Source organism: Pseudomonas serbica (assembly GCF_028823535.1).
GTDB lineage: Bacteria > Pseudomonadota > Gammaproteobacteria > Pseudomonadales > Pseudomonadaceae > Aquipseudomonas > Aquipseudomonas serbica.
Genome location: NZ_JAQIYM010000007.1, coordinates 223439 through 238148 on the forward strand (window position 1 = coordinate 223439; position 14710 = coordinate 238148).

15 protein-coding genes are annotated in these 14710 nt (G+C 63.2%); 10 read left to right on the forward strand and 5 right to left on the reverse strand.

The features are described from left to right. Positions 1-276 precede the first annotated feature (276 nt). From NQL71_RS13530 to feaR, 9 genes are all read left to right on the forward strand, one after another. Complete coding sequence (locus NQL71_RS13530) at positions 277-1440, forward strand: acyl-CoA dehydrogenase family protein (protein ID WP_274642790.1); 1164 nt, start codon at positions 277-279, stop codon at positions 1438-1440. Positions 1441-1466: 26 nt separating this feature from the next. Continuing rightward, complete coding sequence (locus NQL71_RS13535) at positions 1467-1838, forward strand: hypothetical protein (protein WP_034150260.1); 372 nt, start codon at positions 1467-1469, stop codon at positions 1836-1838. A gap of 3 nt (positions 1839-1841) precedes the next feature. Continuing rightward, positions 1842-2312, forward strand: coding sequence for a nuclear transport factor 2 family protein (locus tag NQL71_RS13540; protein WP_046816380.1), 471 nt, complete (start codon positions 1842-1844; stop codon positions 2310-2312). Beyond that, positions 2309-3433: an amidase gene (locus NQL71_RS13545; protein ID WP_046816381.1), complete on the forward strand. Its 1125-nt coding sequence runs from the start codon at positions 2309-2311 to the stop codon at positions 3431-3433. Before NQL71_RS13540 ends, NQL71_RS13545 begins: the two co-directional genes overlap by 4 nt. Before the next feature lie 23 nt (positions 3434-3456). Continuing rightward, the gene (locus tag NQL71_RS13550; protein WP_274642791.1) at positions 3457-4740 is read left to right on the forward strand and encodes an aromatic ring-hydroxylating oxygenase subunit alpha; all 1284 of its coding nucleotides are present in this window, start codon (positions 3457-3459) and stop codon (positions 4738-4740) included. After that, on the forward strand, positions 4737-5234 hold the full coding sequence (locus tag NQL71_RS13555) for an aromatic-ring-hydroxylating dioxygenase subunit beta (RefSeq protein WP_046816383.1): 498 nt from the start codon (positions 4737-4739) through the stop codon (positions 5232-5234). The genes NQL71_RS13550 and NQL71_RS13555 overlap by 4 nt, the downstream gene beginning before the upstream one ends. A gap of 10 nt (positions 5235-5244) precedes the next feature. Continuing rightward, positions 5245-5985 (forward strand): SDR family NAD(P)-dependent oxidoreductase, encoded by a 741-nt coding sequence (locus NQL71_RS13560; protein ID WP_248687133.1) that lies wholly within the window; start codon positions 5245-5247, stop codon positions 5983-5985. Positions 5986-6129: 144 nt separating this feature from the next. Further along, positions 6130-7080 carry a PDR/VanB family oxidoreductase gene (locus NQL71_RS13565; RefSeq protein WP_046816385.1) on the forward strand — a complete coding sequence of 317 codons (951 nt, stop codon included), beginning with the start codon at positions 6130-6132 and terminating at the stop codon, positions 7078-7080. A gap of 152 nt (positions 7081-7232) precedes the next feature. Beyond that, positions 7233-8153: a transcriptional regulator FeaR gene (gene feaR / locus NQL71_RS13570; protein ID WP_274642792.1), complete on the forward strand. Its 921-nt coding sequence runs from the start codon at positions 7233-7235 to the stop codon at positions 8151-8153. 123 nt (positions 8154-8276) lie between these two features. Here the strand turns inward: feaR and NQL71_RS13575 are convergent, their stop codons facing one another. After that, positions 8277-8906: a response regulator transcription factor gene (locus tag NQL71_RS13575; RefSeq protein ID WP_077183035.1), complete on the reverse strand. Its 630-nt coding sequence runs from the start codon at positions 8904-8906 to the stop codon at positions 8277-8279. A 259-nt stretch (positions 8907-9165) separates the two neighbouring features. Between NQL71_RS13575 and hpaC the strand changes: the two genes are divergently transcribed. Next, on the forward strand, positions 9166-9675 hold the full coding sequence (gene hpaC / locus NQL71_RS13580) for a 4-hydroxyphenylacetate 3-monooxygenase, reductase component (RefSeq protein WP_046816388.1): 510 nt from the start codon (positions 9166-9168) through the stop codon (positions 9673-9675). Between the two features lie 220 nt (positions 9676-9895). On the opposite strand, the gene NQL71_RS13585 is transcribed toward hpaC, so the two are convergent. The 4 genes from NQL71_RS13585 to NQL71_RS36800 form a co-directional block, all read right to left on the reverse strand. Further along, positions 9896-10909: a phosphotransferase enzyme family protein gene (locus tag NQL71_RS13585; protein ID WP_274642793.1), complete on the reverse strand. Its 1014-nt coding sequence runs from the start codon at positions 10907-10909 to the stop codon at positions 9896-9898. Positions 10910-10919: 10 nt separating this feature from the next. Further along, a complete protein-coding gene (locus tag NQL71_RS13590; RefSeq protein ID WP_274642794.1) occupies positions 10920-12200 on the reverse strand; it encodes an aspartate aminotransferase family protein in 1281 nt (426 codons plus the stop codon). Next, positions 12193-13506: an amino acid permease gene (locus NQL71_RS13595; RefSeq protein WP_274642795.1), complete on the reverse strand. Its 1314-nt coding sequence runs from the start codon at positions 13504-13506 to the stop codon at positions 12193-12195. Before NQL71_RS13595 ends, NQL71_RS13590 begins: the two co-directional genes overlap by 8 nt. Positions 13507-13870: 364 nt before the next feature. Further along, positions 13871-14701 carry a methyl-accepting chemotaxis protein gene (locus NQL71_RS36800; protein WP_414478817.1) on the reverse strand — a complete coding sequence of 277 codons (831 nt, stop codon included), beginning with the start codon at positions 14699-14701 and terminating at the stop codon, positions 13871-13873. Positions 14702-14710 lie beyond the last annotated feature (9 nt).

The following is a 14710-nucleotide window of genomic DNA, read 5'->3' on the forward strand; positions in this document are numbered from 1 at the left end:
TTTATACCTGCTCACGCATGGGGATGCGCTCAGAGGTAACCGGCGTGGCGCTAGGGGATTTCTTTAGTCGGGAGGCTGCACGCACCAATAGTTGCGCCGGCATGCGGTTTTTACACTGGACCGAAATGCAAGGGTGACCAACACCCTTTACCTGTAGGAGCGAGCTTGCTCGCGCAAAACGTCAACGATGACGCGGGCTGTCCGATGGCCCACGGTGTCGGGTCGTCCATCGCGAGCAAGCTTGCTCCTACACAAAAAGCAAAACGGAGAAAGCCCATGCTGCGTTCAGCGGTCGCGCAACAAGACGCATCGATCGATGTTGACGAGAATGTCGTCGACAGCCCGGCCTTTGCGCAGGTACTGGAAGAAGTACGCCAACGCCGCAACGAATTCGACGCCGGCTCCCATGTGCCGCGGGACATGATCGAGCGCTTCAAGCAGGTGGGCATCTACCGTGCCGCCACGCCGAAATGCTACGGCGGCGATGCCCTGGCCCCGGCAAAGTTTCTGCAGATGATCGAGCGCATCTCCGAAGCCGACGGCTCTGCCGGCTGGGTTGCCAGCTTCGGCAGCGCCGGTGTCTATCTCGCCGCGTTGCCGGCAGAAACCCTGGCCGAACTTTATTCGCAAAGCCCTGACCTTGTCTTCGCCGGCGGCCTGTTTCCGCTGCAACCCGCCGAGGTGGTCGAAGGTGGCTATCAAGTCAACGGCACCTGGAAATTTGCCAGCGGCTGCAAAGGCGCCGACCTGCTGGGCGTGGGCATTGGTGCCGCCGGCGGCAAGCCGCGCACAGCGGTGTTCCGTCCGGACCAGGTCGAGATCGTCGAAAACTGGGACGTGGTGGGCCTCAAGGGCACCGGCAGCCACGACCTGCGCGTCACCGACAAGCGCATCGACGAGCGCTGGACGTTTATTCGCGGCGGGGCGGCAACCATCGATGAGCCGCTGTTCCGCTACCCGTCGATTGCCTACGCCGCGCAAGTGCTGGCGGTGGTCAACCTCGGTCTGGCCCGCGCTGCCATCGACGAAGTCAGCCGCATGGCCGGCGGGGGAGGTATCACGGGTGCGCCGAAAATGGCCGACCGCGCTTATGTGCGTATCGAGATTGCCAAGGCTGAAGCGAAGCTCGCCGCTGCCCGCGGGTTCTTCTACAACGCCACCGAACAGGTGTGGAACTCGATCCTGGCCGGCAACCCGGTCACGCCGGAACAAACGAGCCTGCTGCGCCTGTCCGCGATCCACGTGTCCCAGGCCGGTGCCGCCGTGGTGCAGAGCGCCTACAGCCTGGCCGGTACCACCGCCATTTACCTGCGCCATCCGTTACAGCGCTACCTGCGCGACTCGATGGTGGTGACCCAGCACGCCTTTCTCAGCGAAGGGCTGTACGACGGCGCCGGCTCGGTGTTCCTCGGCGTACCGCCGTTCCCGGGCTACATCTGAACCCTCTTTTCCAAGGATCAACACCCATGACCCAGACCACTCAAGAACCACTGCGCGTCGTCTTCTGCATCGGCATCACCCAGAACTTTTTCGACCTGCCCACCGGCGAAGGCCTGAGCGTGTGGAAAGGCTTCAGCCAGATGATGGGCGACCTCGGCGCGATGCCCGGCATCACCGTGCTCGGCGCCATGGACGACGACCGCTTGATGGTCGGCCCCTCGACCACTTCGCCCTGGACCGTGTACATCATGGCCGACGTCGACTGCCACCAGTCGGTGATCGACGCCTGCAACCTGTTCCGCACCACGCCGGTCGGCCAATACAGCCTGTGGCGCTACGCCAAGATCGAAGCGCGCATCGGTCGCCCGCTGACCATCCCTGATGCGGCCAAGGTGTAAGCCATGAACGAGGCCTTGCTGCAGCGTCTGGCGACGCTCGAAGGGGAAAGTGCTGTGCGTCGCTTGATGGCGCGCTACATGGACCTGTGCGATGTGCCGCGGGCGCTGGTTGAAGTCAGTGAGTTGGCCCGGCTGTTCACCGTCGATGCGATATGGGAAGGCGTTGGCAGTACCACCGCACAGACGTTTGGCCAACACCGTGGACGTGAAGCGGTGGCAGCCTTTGTCGGTGGTTACCTGCCGCCATCGGACCACTTCCGCCTGAACCTGCATTACCTCACCAGCGAGTCGATCCAGGTCGACGGCAGCACGGCGCAAGGGCAGTGGATCATGCAGCAGATTTCCACCTACGCCGATGGCCGCAGCGAGTTGTTCGGCACGCGGCTGAACATCGATTTTCGCTGTGTCGACGGCACCTGGCTGATCGCGCATTTCCGTACGCAACGGCTGTTCAACACGGAGCTCAATGCATGAGTACGTTCATCAGTGAATTCCTCCTCGGTGGCAGCGGCAAGCGCGTGGCCATCAAGGATTCCATCGACATCGCCGGCCATCCGACCCGTTCGGGCAGCCGCGCCTTTGCCGATGCACCTGCAGCAACTAAAAACGCTGAAGTGGTGGACGCGATTCTCAATGCCGGGTGGCAGATCGTCGGCAAGACCAACCTGCATGAGCTGGCTTTCGGCGTCACCGGCATCAACGACTGGACCGGCACGCCGATCAATCCGCAAGCACCGGACCGTGTGCCCGGTGGTTCCTCCAGCGGTTCGGCTTCGGCGGTCGCGGCGGGCCTTGCGGACATCGCCATCGGCACCGACACCGGTGGATCTGTGCGGGTGCCGGCGGCCTGCTGCGGCATCGCCGGGCTCAAGCCGACTTACGGCCGTGTCAGTCGCGTTGGCGCCCATCCGCTGGAATCCAGCCTCGATTGCGTCGGGCCGTTCGCCAGATCCATGGACGACCTGATCGCTGCCATGCAGGTGATTTGCCCGGGCTTTGAAGTGCAGGGCCTGCCGGGCGCCGGTTCCAGAGTCGCGTTCGTTGAAGTGAGCTGCGACCCGCACCTGCAAGCCAGCCTGGGAGCCGCCGCTGACCGCGCCGGATGGCGACGTGGCAACGTGCACCTGAGCGAATTCGAGGCAGCCTTTGCCGCCGGCCTGACCGTGATCAATTTCGAAAACTGGGCGGCGTTCGGCCACCTGACCGGCAAGGGCCTGATTGGCGCCGATGTGGAAACACGCCTGCTGGCGGCCAGCCGCACCACCCGCGAAGAGCTGGCCCGGGCCGAAGCCGTGCGCACAGCGTTCACTCAACAAGTGGACGCGGCGCTGGAAGACTTTGCCGTATTGCTGCTGCCAACGCTGCCAAGCCTTCCACCGACGCTGAGCGAGGCGCGTAGCGGCAGCAAGGCCGTGGCCGGCATGACTCCGCTGGTAAGGCCTTTCAATCTCAGCGGTCACCCGGCGCTGAGCGTGCCGGTGGAACTCGATTGCGGCGGGCTGAAAGTCGGTCTGCAGATCGTCGGTCGCAAAGGTCAGGACGAACTGGTCTGCGCCTTAGGTGCGCAGCTGCAAGCCTCAACCAATCAATCATAAAAAGAAGCCATGAGGAGAACCGCATGAGCACTCATGAATACCGGCTGATCGCAACGTCGAAAAGCCCCGAAGACCTGGTCCAGCATGACCGCGTTGACGTCTCGCTGTACAACGACCCGGCGCTGTTCGAAGCCGAGCTCGAGAAGATTTTCTACCGCACCTGGGTGTGGGTTGCCCACGAAAGCGAAGTGCGCAACAGCGGCGATTTCAAGACCGCCACCATCGGCCGTCGCCCGGTGATTGTCGTGCGCGACAAGAAGAACAACATCAACGTGCTGGAAAACCGTTGCCGTCACCGTGGCGCCACCGTGTGCGAGAAGCACAAGGGCAATGCCACCGGTTTTACCTGCCCGTACCACAGCTGGTCCTATGGCCTGGACGGCAAGCTGCGCGCGCTGCCGTATCCGGACGGCTATGAAGGCATCCTGGAAAAGTCCGAACTGCCGCTGACCAGCCTGCGCGTGGAAAGCTACGCCGGCATGGTCTTCGCCAGCTACAACGACGAGATCGAACCGCTGGAAGATTTCCTCGGCGGCGCCAAGCACTGGATGGACCTGTTCATGAAGCAGGGCGCCGGCTACCCGATCAAGACCCAGGGCGAACACAAGTTCAGCTTCAAGGGCAACTGGAAGATCCAGCTGGAAAACACCACCGACGGCTACCACTTCCCGATCGTGCACAAGTCGTTCATGTCGTCGGTGGATGAAGAAACCTCGGAAATGCTCTCGTTCATGACCGACGAACAAGCCGTCACCCACTCCCTGGGCAACGGTCACAGCGTGATGGTGATGGTGCCGGAGCATGTCGATCTGGATCACGACGACGGCACTGAGCAACTGCAAGAACGGTTTGCCCACGTCACCGAAGAACTGTCGAAGACGATGCCGGCCGATCAGGTCCGCCGCATCGTGCGCTCGCTGCACGGCGCCGGTTTCAACCTGAACCTGTTCCCCAACGTGGCGATGTCGATGTCGTTCTTCCGTGTGCTGCGCCCGGTGTCGGTCACTGAAACCGAGATCCGTCACGTTGCCCTCGGCATGGACGGCGGTCCGGAAATCGCCAACCGCGAACGCATGCGCATTCACGAACACTTCCAGGGCCCGTTCGGTTTCGGCAGCCCCGACGACGCCGAAGCGTGGGACCGCGTGCAGCGCGGCTCGTACGCCGGCGTCGACGCGCCGATCCTGGTCAATCGCGGCCTGAACCGCGAAATCACCACTGAAAACGGCGACAAGGTCAGCCACGCCACCGACGAAGGCGGTATGCGCGGTGCCTACGACATGTGGAAAAGGATGATGAGCCAATGAGCAATCACGACATGCACGGTTTTACCGGTCCCTTGGCCCAGGCCATCGAGTTCATCTGGCGCGAAGCCGAACTGCTCGACCACAAGAATTACGCCGAGTGGGCGACCCTGTGGAGCGAAAGCGGCAAGTACATCGTGCCGATCGACCCGGACACCGAAGACTTCGAAGCAACGCTGAACTACGCCTACGACGACGCACGCATGCGTGACCTGCGCATCGAACGCCTGACCGCCGGCTACTCGCCATCGGCGGTGGACGCGGCGAAAACCATTCGCACGGTCTCGCGTTTCCGCCTGGTGGAAGCGGCTGGCGACATCGTCGAAGTCAACTCGGCGCAGTTGCTTTACGCCTACAAGCGTGGCGTGCACACGCCCTTCGTGGCCGACCTGAACCACCGTATCCGCTTCACCGATGGCGTGCCGAGCCTGGAGCGCAAAGTGGTGCGCCTGATCAACTCCACCGACAGCCTGAGCGCGCTCGGATTCCTTCTGTGAGGGCAACATCATGAGTCGAGTAGCCCTCGTAACGGGTGCCTCCCGCGGACTGGGCGAGTGCATCGCCCGCCGTCTGCACGCCGCCGGTTATCGCGTCGGCCTGGCCGATGTGCGTCTCGATGGCGTGCGGCAACTGGCCGCCGAACTGGATGGCAGCGGCGCCACGGCCGTGGCCATCGAGCTGGATGTGCGCAGCAAGGCTGACTTCCAGCGTGCCCGCGACCTGCTCGTCGCGCACTGGGGTGGCACCGACATCCTGGTGAACAATGCCGGGGTGTCGAAAGTCGCGGCGCTGATGGACATCACGCCCGAAGAGTTCGACGAGTCGATGGCGATCAACCTGCGCGGCACCTTCGTGGCCTGCCAGGTGTTCGGCGCGCATTTCGCCGAGCGGGGTTTTGGCCGCATCGTCAACATCGCCTCCCTGGCCGGGCAGAACGGCGGCACCGCCACCGGTGCGCATTACGCGGCGGCCAAGGGCGGCGTGGCGACGCTGACCAAGGTCTTTGCCCGTGAACTGGCGCCACAAGGGGTAACGGTCAACAGCATCTCGCCAGGGCCCCTGGACTTGCCAGTGGTGCGCGAAACCGTGGCCCCGGAGCGACTGGAGCAGATCCTGAAAATGATCCCGGCCGGCACCCTCGGCGACCCGGCGTTCATTGCCGACAGCGTGTTGTTGTTGATCGCCGACAACGCAACGTCCGTAACTGGCGCGTGCCTGGACGTCAACGGCGGCCTGTTCATGCGCTGATCTCATGCTCGCAAAAGAACCCTTGTAGGAGCCGGCTTGCCGGCGAAGGCGTCAACATAGGCGATGCAAGGCTGAAGGCCGCCATCGCCGGCAAGCCAGCTCCTGCAAATGCTGTGTTAAACAAAAAAATAGTCAGGTGATGCAATGATGAAGGTGAAGATCGAAAGGATCGTCGACGAAGCGCTGGATATCCGCTCCTTTCGCCTCGTGCGCAGTGACGGCCAGCCGCTCGACACCTATGAACCGGGTGCCCACGTCGACCTCACCGGGCCGACCGGAGTGACCCGCCAGTATTCACTGTGCAGCCCGCCAGAGGATCGCCGCGCCTATCTGGTGGCGGTGAAGAAAGAAGCGCAGTCGCGCGGGGGCTCATTGGCGCTGCACGAGCAGGTGGAAGAGGGCATGGAGCTGGAAATGGGGGCGCCACGCAACCTGTTCCGTCTCGATGAAAGTGCCCGCGAACATGTGCTGTTCGCCGCGGGTATCGGCGTCACGCCGCTGCTGAGCATGGCCTATCGACTGGCGCAGAGCGACCAGCCCTATCGCCTGCATTATTTCGCCCGTTCGGCGCAGTACGCGGCGTTTACCCAGTTGCTGGCGACGAATTTCGCCGAGCATGTGGAGTTCCACTACGGCGTGGAACCGGCGGACCTGGACAGCGCATTGAGCGCCTGCCTGGAACGCGCCAATCCTGCGGCCCACGTCTACACCTGTGGCCCGGCACCCTTCATGAACAAAGTGGTGGAAGTGGCCTCGCGCACCCGTTCCGACGACGCCATACACCTGGAACACTTCGCCGCCGACCCGGCCGCCAACAGCGCCCCGGCGGGTACCTTCGAAGTCGAACTGGCCAGTTCCGGCGTGGTGCTGCAAGTGCCGGCCAACACCAGCCTGGTCGACGTACTCCAGGCCCACGGTTGCGACATCGACACCGAGTGCCGCGAAGGCATCTGCGGCACCTGCATCGTCGAGGTGCTCGACGGCGTGCCGGAGCACCGCGACAACTGCCTTTCGAACAAGGAAAAGGCCTCCAACAAGCAGATCTGCGCCTGCGTTTCCCGGGCACTTTCCGCTCGTCTGGTATTGGACATCTAAGCGCTTTCTTCACTGGAAAGCTGACGCCGGAGCCTGTTGAATGGCGCCCGGCGGCCATCGAGGGAGGTGAGGGCTAAAGAATTAACCGTACGACCGAACCGCTCGACGAAGCGGTCGAGAAATAACAACAAAAAACCTGAGGCTTTGCGGACATGACTACAGCATCGACGGTGCGCAATGAGGCGTTCGAAAGTTGGTTGAGCCAGGTGAACCAGGCCTGCGGGCGTTTCGACGCCAGGGCGCTGGACACCGACTTCTACGGCCAGTTGACGGAATTTCGCAGCGGTGCGATCAACCTCAGTGTGGTCGACATGGCGCACGTGCATCTGTATCGCACCAGCAAGGACGTCAGCACCAGCAGCGACGGCCACTACTACGCGGTGTTCCAGCTGCGCGGCAGTTCGCACCTGGAGCAGGGCGACAACCGCGCGCAACTGGGCTGTGGCGACATCGCCCTGATCGACGCCAGCCGCCCGAGCGACATGATCTACAACGACGATTGCCGGCAACTGTCGCTGATTTTGCCGCGTCAGGTGGTGGAGCGTGGTTCGCACTTCAATGCGGTCAACTGCGCCACGCGCATCGGTGCCAACAACCCCCTGGCGGCGATGGCCAACAAGCTGGTCCTGGAGACTCGCCAGCAGGAAGGGCTGGACATGCAGGAAAGCGAAGCGGTGCTCGATGCCCTGGCCAGCCTGTTGCTGCCGGGTATCAGCGCCCGTGACAGTGCTGTCGATCCCCATGAGCGGCAGTTTCGCAAGATCATCGCCTTCATCGACGCGCACCTGAGCGACGAGGAACTCTGTCCCGAACTGATCGCCCGTGAGGTGGGTATTTCCGTGCGCGGCCTGTACCGGATGTTCTCCAAGCGCGGCCTGGTGGTGGCGCAATACATCAAGCATCGGCGTTTGGACTTCTGCGCGCAAAACCTGCGCCGCAGCGACGTCGAGCAGAAGCTTTCGGCACTGTGTTATGCCTGGGGTTTCTCGGATTCGAGCTACTTCTCGTCGGCGTTCAAATCGCGCTTTGGCGTGTCACCGGGCGCTTATCGCAAGCGCTACAGCCAGCACTGACCCCGATCCCCTGTAGGAGCTGGCTTGCCAGCGAAGGCGCTCTGTCATTCAACACCTTCGGTGACTGACCTGACGCCTTCGCCGGCAAGCCGGCTCCTACAGTGTGCTGTGTGGGTTCGTAGATCAATGCCGCGCCGGCTCATCCATCGGCAAATGCAGCACTTCGCGCACCAGCATGGCAATGCTGCTCACGCCCATCTTTTCCTTGATCTTGGTGCGGTGAACGTCAACGGTCTTCACGCTGATGTTGAGCTCCCGGGCGATTACCTTGCTGGCCTTGCCATCGATCACCAGCATCAACACTTCGCGCTCGCGGCTGGTCAGCAGCGCCAGCTTGCCCTGCAGGTTCTGGCGCTGCTGCTGGTCGGCCTGGGCGTGCACGGCGGTCTTGAGCGCCGCCTGGATGCGATCGATCATCTGCTGCGGGTTGTAGGGCTTCTCGACGAAGTCCAGGGCGCCGTTCTTCATCGCCGTGACCGACATCGGAATGTCGCCATGAGCCGAGACGAAAATGGTCGGCAAGGTGCTGCCGCGCTGGTTGAGGATCTCCTGCAACTGGAAACCGCTGGTTTCCGGCATGCGCACATCCAGCACCAGGCAGGCGGGCTGCTGGGGGTCGTACTGGCTGAGGAACTCATCGGCGCCGGCGAAGCACTGCGCCTGCACGCTGACCGACTCCAGCAGCCAGGCCAGCGAGGTACGCAGGTCCTTGTCATCGTCAACGATGTAAACAATCGGTTTGCGGGTTTGCATCAGGGGCTGCCACGAAAATTCTAATTATTGTTTTCGCACGCGAACGCGCGGCACGCATCGGCTGTTGTTTTTACAGCCTGTAAGCAGGATACCCACTGTCGCCGGCCCTTGCGATAAAGAAACCACCTAGTCGACTAGCGGAAACCCAACCTCGCCATGGGGATCGTCAGAATGGTTGCGGCGCGCGCGCAGCCTTAGTCTTGCTCCATCACCTACGGGCCGCTTTCCTCGCGGTCCTCCTGAAGGAAGGGGCATCGACATGGCCGACCTGAGCCAGCAGCAAATCGACTTTCGCAACGCCATGGCGCAGCTGCCTGCGGCGGTGAACATCATCACCACCAATGGCCCGGGCGGGCGCTGCGGCATCACCGCCAGCGCCGTGTGTTCGGTGACCGACTCGCCGCCCACCGTGTTGGTGTGCGTCAACCGCAACAGCGCCACCCACGACGTATTCCGCACCAACGGTCGCCTGTGCGTCAACGTGCTGTGTGGCGAACAGGAAGAACTGGCCCGCCACTTCGCCGGCATGACCCAGGTGCCCATGGCCGAACGTTTTGCCTGGGACCTGTGGGACGACGGCGCCGCGGACGTGCCGGTGCTGCGCGACGCCCTGGTGCAACTGCAAGGGCGGATCAGCGAGTGCAAGGAAGTGGGTTCGCACTCGGTGATGTTCGTGGAGCTGGATAATGTCGGTGTGCGGGAACCGCGCGACAGCCTGGTGTATTTCAACCGCTTGTTCCATCGCCTTGAGCATGCCAGCGCGGCTTGATCGAGACCGCGTTAGGGTTTGTGTCGATCTCACCATTTGTGAGCGACACAAACCTGCAGGAGCGTGGCGTGCCCGCGAAAGCGGTGTGTCAGTCAACATAGATGGTGGAAGTGATGGCCCCTTCGCGGGCCAGCCCGCTCCTACAGGGATCTCCTGTGAACACAGGTAGTGTGTCCGGCGCAAATCCTGTGGGAGCCAGCCTGCTGGCGAAAACGGTGGATCAGGCCTGCAGATATTCCCGAGCCAGCCTGCAGGCCCGCTCAATCAACATAGGCGCCATTTCAATCGCCGTCGGCGTGCCCTGGCGGGTGTGAATCCAGCCCAGGTACGTGGTGCCGCGCAGCATCAGGAACAGCGCTAGGGTCTGGCGATCTGCCTCGGTCAGCGGCTTGACCGCGTGGTAACCCTCCAGGAGCGCCGCCTTGATCTGCTCATAGCGCGGGTCATCCAGGCAGAAGTACAGGGCGGTGGCGAGTTCGAACATATGCCAGCCAAACCCGGCATCGTCGAAGTCGATCAGGCGCAGGCGCGGGCCTTCGATCAGCAGGTTTTCCGGGACCAGGTCGGCGTGGATCATGCCGAAATTGCCCAAGTGCCGGCCGTATTGACGCAAGTCCCGGCGGGCCGAGCGCCGGGCCTGTTGCAGCAGCTCTCGTTGCTCTACGCTCAGCGGTTGCAGCTCCCAGAACCGCCCCCAGAACGGATTCGCCCCGATCAGGCCTTCCTCGTCCCAGGCATGCCGGACAAACTCGTCCGGCTGCTGCCAGTCCGCCGAATGCAGATGGATGCGCGCCGCCATCTTGCCGGCCTCGGCAAACAAAAAGTCGATCTCGGTATCGGCCTGCACCCCAGCCTCCGAGGTGCCGGCAGTAGCCCCCGGCAACCAGGCGAGCATGTCGACATGGCGCTGGCCGATCTCGGCATGGCTGACTTCGATCAGATGGCTTTCATTCTGTGCGCGGATGATTTGCGGCACGGTAATCCCGGCGCTTTCCAGCGCTTCCATCCATTGCAGCTCGGAGCGCAGCGCCGCTTCGCAGTGATAACCGTTGCGATGGATACGCAGGGCTACGCGCTGGCCGTCGTGACGGCGGGCGGAGAACACCGCATTCTCGCGGTATTTCACCAGTTCGATGTCGCCGAACTCGCCCTCCCAGTGCTGCAGGGCGTGGCGCGCCAGGTCGTGCAGGCGGGCGACTTGTTGATCATGGTTCAGGGTATGGAATTCAGTCATGACAAAGGCCTCAAATTGCGCTCAGGGCGTGGTCCAGGGTGTCGACGAACAGATCGGCGTTTTCGCGGCTGAACACCAGTGGCGGGCGCAGTTTGAGAATGTTGTCGCCGGCGCCGATCTTGCTGATCAGCACGCCGTTCTCGCGCATGTCGTTGACCACCTTGCGCGCTTCCAGCCCGGCGGGTTCCTTGCTGGCGTGGTCGCGTACCAGTTCCATGGCGAAGAACAGGCCCTTGCCGCGTACATCGCCAATGATCGAGTGTTTGCCTGCCAGTACCTGCAAACGCTGCTGCACATAAGCGCCGACGCTTTGTGCGTTTTGCAGTAGTTGCTTTTGTTCAATCTCGTCCAGCACCGCCATGCCGACCGCCGCCGCTACGGGCGAGCCACCGAAGGTGTTGAAGTACATGGCGTTGCGCCCGAACGATTCCACCAGCGCCTTGTGGGTGATCAACCCGGCCAGCGGGTAGCCGTTGCCCATGGGTTTGCCGAGGGTGACGATGTCCGGTACGACGCCGTGGGCCTGGTGCCCCCAGAGGTGATCGCCGGTACGGCCGAAACCCGATTGCACTTCATCGGCGATCAACAGGCCACCAGCCGCGCGGATCAACTCGGCGGCCTTGGCGACGAAACTGGCCGGAACCCTGGGCAAGCCTTCATTGGCGAACAGGGTGTCGATCAGCAACGCGGCCGGGCGAATACCCTGGGCCTGCAGTGAGGCGATGGCCGCCGCGATGTTGGCCGCGTATCGCTCGGCCAGTTGCGTTTGCGTGGTGCCGGCCGGCGCGTGGTACAGGCACGGAATCGGCACGGCGCGGGCGTGGGCGGCGAAGGGTTCCGGTGAGGGCAGGGCGGTGGTGACTTCGGCCAGCGACGCCGAGTTGCCGTGGTAGTTGTAGTCACTGACGATGATGCCGGTGCCGCCGCTGGCGTAGCGCGCCAGGCGCAGCGCCAGTTCGTTGGCCTCGGTGCCGGTGCAGGTGAACATCGCAGTGTCCAGCGGTTGGCCGAAGGTCGCGGTCAAGCGCTCGGCATAACGCACCACCTGCTCATCGAGGTAGCGGGTGTGGATGTTCAGCGTGGTGGCCTGGCGGTGCATGGCGTCGGTGACGTGGGGGTTGCAGTGGCCGACGCAGGGCACATTGTTGTACACGTCCAGGTAACGGCGACCCTCGACGTCGAACAGCCAGACGCCTTCGCCACGCACCAGGTGCAGGGGCTTGTCGTAGAACAGCGGCGAGGCACTGCCGAGTACGCGGTGACGGCGTTGCAAAAGGGTCTGTTCAGGCATGGTCTGGAACCTCGATGGCAGGGCTGCGACGGGTGCGCAGCAGAAAGTTGAAAATGCACAGGGCGAAGGTCACCGCGAGGGCGATCAGCATCAGCAGGTCGAGTTGGAAGCAGGCGGCGATCACCACCAATGTCAGCGCCAGGCCCAGCCAGGCCACGACCTTGCCGCCGGCCAGGGTGAACGGGCGTGGCAGGTTCGTCTGGCCGCGTTTGATGCGCAGGTACGCGCCGAAAATGAACAGGTAGCAGACGTTGAGCAGCAGGACCACGGCGAGCATCACGGTGGCCGGATCGACTTCCGATAGCGGCAGGCCGATGGCGCCGATCAGCAGCAGCGCCGGCCAGGGCGTGCCGCGCTTGCCGGTCTTGCCCAGCCACTGCGGGAACAGGCCGTCGCGCGCCATCGCGAACAGTTGCCGGGAGGCCGCATAAACCAGGGAGAAGAAGGTGGCGATCAAACCGAACACACCGCCGCAGCCAATCACCTTGGCCAGCCACGAGTCAGCGCCGAACGCACTGTTGCTGGACATCGCCGCGTACAGCGGATCGCCCGCCGAGCCCACCAACTCGACACCGCCAGCGCCCGGTGCGCACACCAGCACGACCAGCGCGGTGACCAACAGGGTACCGATGGCCGCGAGAATGCCGCGCGGCATCGTACGGCCGGGGCTATCAGCTTCCTCCGCCGCTGAACCGGTCTGCTCGACGGTGATGAACAGCCAGATCGCGAACGGTACGCAGGCGAAGACGCCGCCGAGGCTGAGCGGGGTAGAGACATTGGCCGGCAACGCCAGCAGGTTGGCCAGCTCGACATGGGGCGCCATGGCCACGCCGAAGGTCAGCAAGGCGACGACGGCGATCACCCCGGCAATGAACGTCAAGCCCATGGCCTCACCTACGCCGCGCAGGTGAATGCCGATGATCACCGCGAACAGGGCGATCTTCACCGGCCAGCCGCCAAGCCCGAAAATCGACTCGGTGTAGGCGCAAATGAACGTCGCCGCCGCGCCGGTGCCGATGGTCAAGGCCAGCGCACAAGCCACCCCGACCAGGTAACCCACGAACGGCCCGAAGGCACTTTGCGCATACACGAACACACCGCCGGCGCTGGGCAACGCGGTGGACAGTTCAGCCACACACAACGCCAGCCCGCCGCACAGCAGCGCCATCAACAAGGTGGCCACCAGCATGTTCAGCCAGCCACCGGCCGCCAGGCCAAAGTTCCAGCCGGAAAACTGACCGGCCACCACCAACGCAATTCCAAGGCCGGCAATCTTTGGCCAGCCCAACGCACTTTTCTTGAGCACAAACGTCTCCCGCGACCCGAGGGCCGATTTTTTGTTTTAGTGAGCAATGGAGGGGTTCAGCGTTGCTTTACGCGCTTCGATACTACGCGTGGGGTGCGACGCGGCATGTTTGTGCGCATGCCAGGTGATTGGTTGTGGGTGCCAGATTGGATGAGGCTTTTGTGTCCGCAGCAGATCCCTGTGGGAGCGGGCTTGCCCGCGAAAGCGCAGTGTCAGTTGTCATGGATGTTGGATTTGATCGCCTCTTCGCGAGCAAGCCCGCTCCCACGGGGGATCTCCAGTGAACACAAGATATGTGTATGGCCAAGATCCCATTGTGGGAGCGGGCTTGCTCGCGAAGGCGGTAGATCAGGCAACAGCTGTCTCAGATCCGAAAACTCCCGACCAACTGATTCAACCGCGCCGCCTGCTGCTCCAACTCCGTACAAGCGCGTAACGTCGCCTGCAGATTCTCCACCCCTTGCTGGTTCAGCGTGTTGATCCGGGTGATGTCGACGTTCAAGGCTTCGACCACGGCGGTCTGTTCTTCGGTGGCGGCGGCGACGGACTGGTTGACGTTGTCGATCTCGCCGATGCGTTGGGTGACGCTGCTCAAGCGGGTGCCGGCGAGGTTGGCGATGGTGACGCTTTCTTCGCTGTGCTGCTGGCTTTCGGTCATGGTGGTGACCGAGTCGCGGGCGCCCACTTGCAGCTCCTCGATCATTTGCTGGATCTGCAGCGCCGAGGCCTGGGTGCGCCCGGCCAGGCTGCGCACTTCGTCGGCGACCACGGCAAAGCCGCGGCCGGCTTCACCGGCACGCGCCGCCTCGATGGCGGCGTTGAGCGCCAGCAGGTTGGTCTGCTGGGAGATGCCCTTGATCACTTCGAGGATCTGCCCGATGTTCACGGTCTTGTCGTTGAGCACTTCGATGTTGCTGCACGACGCGCTGATCTTGCCCGACAGCTCGTTCATCACCTCGATCGTGCGCTGCACCACCTGGCGACCGTCTTCGGCCTGTTGCCTGGCGCAAGAAGCCTGTTGCGAGGCACCGCAAGCGTTATGCGCAATCTCCTGGGCGGCGGCGCCCAACTGGTTGATCGCGGCGGCGACGCTGTTGGTGCGGCTGGCTTGATCGTCGAAATTGCTCAGTGATGAATGGGAGGCGTCCAGCACACGGCGGGCACCTTCATTGACGCCAAGGGCCGCCGACGACACTTCGCGGAT